The following is a 5238-nucleotide window of genomic DNA, read 5'->3' as shown; positions in this document are numbered from 1 at the left end:
ATGCCTGGCAGTGTCCTACTCTCGCATGGGGAGACCCCACACTACCATCGGCGCTACGGCGTTTCACTTCTGAGTTCGGCATGGGGTCAGGTGGGACCACCGCGCTATTGCCGCCAGGCAAATTCTGTTTCATTCCAACCGCCTCACTTCCATGAAGCCATCAGAACCAATCTTGGAACGTCGCTGAAAATCTCTCTAAAAACACCTTCGGTGTTGTAAGGTTAAGCCTCACGGATCATTAGTACTGGTTAGCTCAATGCATCGCTGCACTTACACACCCAGCCTATCAACGTCTTAGTCTTAAACGTTCCTTCAGGGGCCTTGAAGGCCCAGGGAAGACTCATCTTGAGGCAAGTTTCGCGCTTAGATGCTTTCAGCGCTTATCTTTTCCGCACTTAGCTACCGGGCAATGCCATTGGCATGACAACCCGAACACCAGTGGTGCGTTCACTCCGGTCCTCTCGTACTAGGAGCAACCCCTCTCAATCTTCCAACGCCCACGGCAGATAGGGACCGAACTGTCTCACGACGTTCTAAACCCAGCTCGCGTACCACTTTAAATGGCGAACAGCCATACCCTTGGGACCTACTTCAGCCCCAGGATGTGATGAGCCGACATCGAGGTGCCAAACACCGCCGTCGATATGAACTCTTGGGCGGTATCAGCCTGTTATCCCCGGAGTACCTTTTATCCGTTGAGCGATGGCCCTTCCATTCAGAACCACCGGATCACTAAGACCTACTTTCGTACCTGCTCGAGCCGTCACTCTCGCAGTCAAGCTAGCTTATGCCTTTGCACTAACCTCACGATGTCCGACCGTGATTAGCTAACCTTCGTGCTCCTCCGTTACTCTTTGGGAGGAGACCGCCCCAGTCAAACTACCCACCAGACACTGTCCTCACCCCGGATCACGGGGCCGAGTTAGAACATCAAACATTAAAGGGTGGTATTTCAAGGATGGCTCCACGCAGACTGGCGTCCACGCTTCAAAGCCTCCCACCTATCCTACACATCAAGGCTCAATGTTCAGTGTCAAGCTATAGTAAAGGTTCACGGGGTCTTTCCGTCTTGCCGCGGGTACACTGCATCTTCACAGCGAGTTCAATTTCACTGAGTCTCGGGTGGAGACAGCCTGGCCATCATTACGCCATTCGTGCAGGTCGGAACTTACCCGACAAGGAATTTCGCTACCTTAGGACCGTTATAGTTACGGCCGCCGTTTACTGGGGCTTCGATCAAGAGCTTCGCCTTGCGGCTGACCCCATCAATTAACCTTCCAGCACCGGGCAGGCGTCACACCGTATACGTCCACTTTCGTGTTTGCACAGTGCTGTGTTTTTATTAAACAGTTGCAGCCAGCTGGTATCTTCGACTGGCTTCAGCTCCATCCGCAAGGGACTTCACCTACATGCCAGCGTGCCTTCTCCCGAAGTTACGGCACCATTTTGCCTAGTTCCTTCACCCGAGTTCTCTCAAGCGCCTTGGTATTCTCTACCTGACCACCTGTGTCGGTTTGGGGTACGATTTAATGTTACCTGGAGCTTAGAGGATTTTCCTGGAAGCAGGGCATCAACTACTTCTGCACCGTAGTGCATCGTCATCACGCCTCAGGGTTGATATGCAACCGGATTTACCAGGTCACACCCCCTACACGCTTAAACCGGGACAACCGTCGCCCGGCCAGCCTAGCCTTCTCCGTCCCCCCTTCGCAGTAACACCAAGTACAGGAATATTAACCTGTTTCCCATCGACTACGCTTTTCAGCCTCGCCTTAGGGGTCGACTCACCCTGCCCCGATTAACGTTGGACAGGAACCCTTGGTCTTCCGGCGAGCGGGCTTTTCACCCGCTTTATCGTTACTTATGTCAGCATTCGCACTTCTGATACCTCCAGCAACCCTCACAGGCCACCTTCAACGGCTTACAGAACGCTCCCCTACCCAACAACGCTAAGCGTCGCTGCCGCAGCTTCGGTGCATGGTTTAGCCCCGTTACATCTTCCGCGCAGGCCGACTCGACCAGTGAGCTATTACGCTTTCTTTAAATGATGGCTGCTTCTAAGCCAACATCCTGGCTGTCTATGCCTTCCCACATCGTTTCCCACTTAACCATGACTTTGGGACCTTAGCTGGCGGTCTGGGTTGTTTCCCTCTTCACGACGGACGTTAGCACCCGCCGTGTGTCTCCCGTGATAACATTCTTCGGTATTCGGAGTTTGCATCGGTTTGGTAAGCCGGGATGGCCCCCTAGCCGAAACAGTGCTCTACCCCCGAAGATGAGTTCACGAGGCGCTACCTAAATAGCTTTCGGGGAGAACCAGCTATCTCCCGGTTTGATTGGCCTTTCACCCCCAGCCACAAGTCATCCGCTAATTTTTCAACATTAGTCGGTTCGGTCCTCCAGTTAGTGTTACCCAACCTTCAACCTGCCCATGGCTAGATCACCGGGTTTCGGGTCTATACCTTGCAACTATTCGCCCAGTTAAGACTCGGTTTCCCTACGGCTCCCCTATACGGTTAACCTTGCTACAAAATATAAGTCGCTGACCCATTATACAAAAGGTACGCAGTCACACCACGAAGGTGCTCCCACTGCTTGTACGTACACGGTTTCAGGTTCTATTTCACTCCCCTCGCCGGGGTTCTTTTCGCCTTTCCCTCACGGTACTGGTTCACTATCGGTCAGTCAGGAGTATTTAGCCTTGGAGGATGGTCCCCCCATATTCAGACAGGATGTCACGTGTCCCGCCCTACTCATCGAACTCACGACCTGTGCATTTTAGTGTACGGGGCTATCACCCTTTGCTGCGCGACTTTCCAGACGCTTCCACTAACACACAAGCCGATTCAGGTTCTGGGCTCCTCCCCGTTCGCTCGCCGCTACTGGGGGAATCTCGGTTGATTTCTTTTCCTCGGGGTACTTAGATGTTTCAGTTCCCCCGGTTCGCCTCATGCCACTATGTATTCATGACATGATAGTGTGTCGAAACACACTGGGTTTCCCCATTCGGGTATCGCCGGTTATAACGGTTCATATCACCTTACCGACGCTTTTCGCAGATTAGCACGCCCTTCATCGCCTCTGACTGCCTAGGCATCCACCGTGTACGCTTAGTCACTTAACCTCACAACCCGAAGATGTTTCCATCGTTCGCGCTGCAAACATTTGAGAGACTCTATGACAGGTTACTCTTCATCCCAATACATCTACGGAGGGATAAATTTCAGCCGTCATGTTTCAATTTTCAGCTTGTTCCAGATTGTTAAAGAGCAATATCTTAAACATGACTCGGAAGTCATCTTTAAGATATGGTGTATCGTCAGATACTTGAGACCGCCGCTTTCACCGGGTGGGTCGGAAGCTTGGCGTCCCCTAGGGGATTCGAACCCCTGTTACCGCCGTGAAAGGGCGGTGTCCTAGGCCTCTAGACGAAGGGGACACGACACCGTACTTTTATGACGCTTTTGCTCGTTACTTTTTCATCAGACAATCTGTGTGAGCACGCCACTCGAAGCAATATCTTTAGGTAAGGAGGTGATCCAACCGCAGGTTCCCCTACGGTTACCTTGTTACGACTTCACCCCAGTCATGAATCACAAAGTGGTAAGCGCCCTCCCGAAGGTTAAGCTACCTACTTCTTTTGCAACCCACTCCCATGGTGTGACGGGCGGTGTGTACAAGGCCCGGGAACGTATTCACCGTAGCATTCTGATCTACGATTACTAGCGATTCCGACTTCATGGAGTCGAGTTGCAGACTCCAATCCGGACTACGACGTACTTTATGAGGTCCGCTTGCTCTCGCGAGGTCGCTTCTCTTTGTATACGCCATTGTAGCACGTGTGTAGCCCTACTCGTAAGGGCCATGATGACTTGACGTCATCCCCACCTTCCTCCAGTTTATCACTGGCAGTCTCCTTTGAGTTCCCGGCCGAACCGCTGGCAACAAAGGATAAGGGTTGCGCTCGTTGCGGGACTTAACCCAACATTTCACAACACGAGCTGACGACAGCCATGCAGCACCTGTCTCAGAGTTCCCGAAGGCACCAATCCATCTCTGGAAAGTTCTCTGGATGTCAAGAGTAGGTAAGGTTCTTCGCGTTGCATCGAATTAAACCACATGCTCCACCGCTTGTGCGGGCCCCCGTCAATTCATTTGAGTTTTAACCTTGCGGCCGTACTCCCCAGGCGGTCGATTTAACGCGTTAGCTCCGGAAGCCACGCCTCAAGGGCACAACCTCCAAATCGACATCGTTTACAGCGTGGACTACCAGGGTATCTAATCCTGTTTGCTCCCCACGCTTTCGCACCTGAGCGTCAGTCTTCGTCCAGGGGGCCGCCTTCGCCACCGGTATTCCTCCAGATCTCTACGCATTTCACCGCTACACCTGGAATTCTACCCCCCTCTACGAGACTCTAGCTTGCCAGTTTCAAATGCAGTTCCCAGGTTGAGCCCGGGGATTTCACATCTGACTTAACAAACCGCCTGCGTGCGCTTTACGCCCAGTAATTCCGATTAACGCTTGCACCCTCCGTATTACCGCGGCTGCTGGCACGGAGTTAGCCGGTGCTTCTTCTGCGAGTAACGTCAATTGATGAACGTATTAAATTCACCACCTTCCTCCTCGCTGAAAGTGCTTTACAACCCGAAGGCCTTCTTCACACACGCGGCATGGCTGCATCAGGCTTGCGCCCATTGTGCAATATTCCCCACTGCTGCCTCCCGTAGGAGTCTGGACCGTGTCTCAGTTCCAGTGTGGCTGGTCATCCTCTCAGACCAGCTAGGGATCGTCGCCTAGGTGAGCCATTACCCCACCTACTAGCTAATCCCATCTGGGCACATCTGATGGCAAGAGGCCCGAAGGTCCCCCTCTTTGGTCTTGCGACGTTATGCGGTATTAGCTACCGTTTCCAGTAGTTATCCCCCTCCATCAGGCAGTTTCCCAGACATTACTCACCCGTCCGCCGCTCGTCACCCAGGGAGCAAGCTCCCCTGTGCTACCGCTCGACTTGCATGTGTTAAGCCTGCCGCCAGCGTTCAATCTGAGCCATGATCAAACTCTTCAATTAAAAGCTTGATTTGCTTCCACTCGAGAAGCGATGCTCAAAGATTTACTGCATGAATTTTACTTCAGTTAGTCACTCTTCAAGACTTGATATTTTTTTGCATCCGAAGATGCTGGATATCGTCTTGTGGAGTGCCCACACAGATTGTCTGATAAATTGTTAAAGAGCAGTG

Annotated in this window: 1 tRNA gene and 3 rRNA genes; all 4 read right to left on the bottom strand. The window is 52.4% G+C overall.

Going from position 1 to position 5238, the window contains the following annotated elements:
• Positions 1-2 precede the first annotated feature (2 nt).
• The 4 genes from rrf to H7A77_RS25240 all read right to left on the bottom strand — a co-directional run bounded on the left by rrf (position 3) and on the right by H7A77_RS25240 (position 5069).
• Positions 3-118: ribosomal RNA gene (rrf, locus tag H7A77_RS25255) — 5S ribosomal RNA — on the bottom strand.
• A 99-nt stretch (positions 119-217) separates the two neighbouring features.
• A 23S ribosomal RNA gene (locus tag H7A77_RS25250) occupies positions 218-3124 on the bottom strand.
• A 239-nt stretch (positions 3125-3363) separates the two neighbouring features.
• Positions 3364-3439 (bottom strand) — tRNA-Glu (locus H7A77_RS25245).
• An 88-nt stretch (positions 3440-3527) separates the two neighbouring features.
• Positions 3528-5069, bottom strand: a 16S ribosomal RNA gene (locus H7A77_RS25240).
• The 16S, 23S and 5S rRNA genes sit together here with 1 tRNA gene alongside, the layout of an rRNA operon.
• Between the last annotated feature and the right edge of the window lie 169 nt (positions 5070-5238).

Origin of the sequence: Serratia sp. ME47 (assembly GCF_903970925.1) — a bacterium.
In the GTDB taxonomy this organism is placed as follows: domain Bacteria; phylum Pseudomonadota; class Gammaproteobacteria; order Enterobacterales; family Enterobacteriaceae; genus Serratia; species Serratia ureilytica.
Note: the sequence above shows the minus strand (reverse complement) of the source record. Positions and strands in the feature narration are given on the sequence as shown.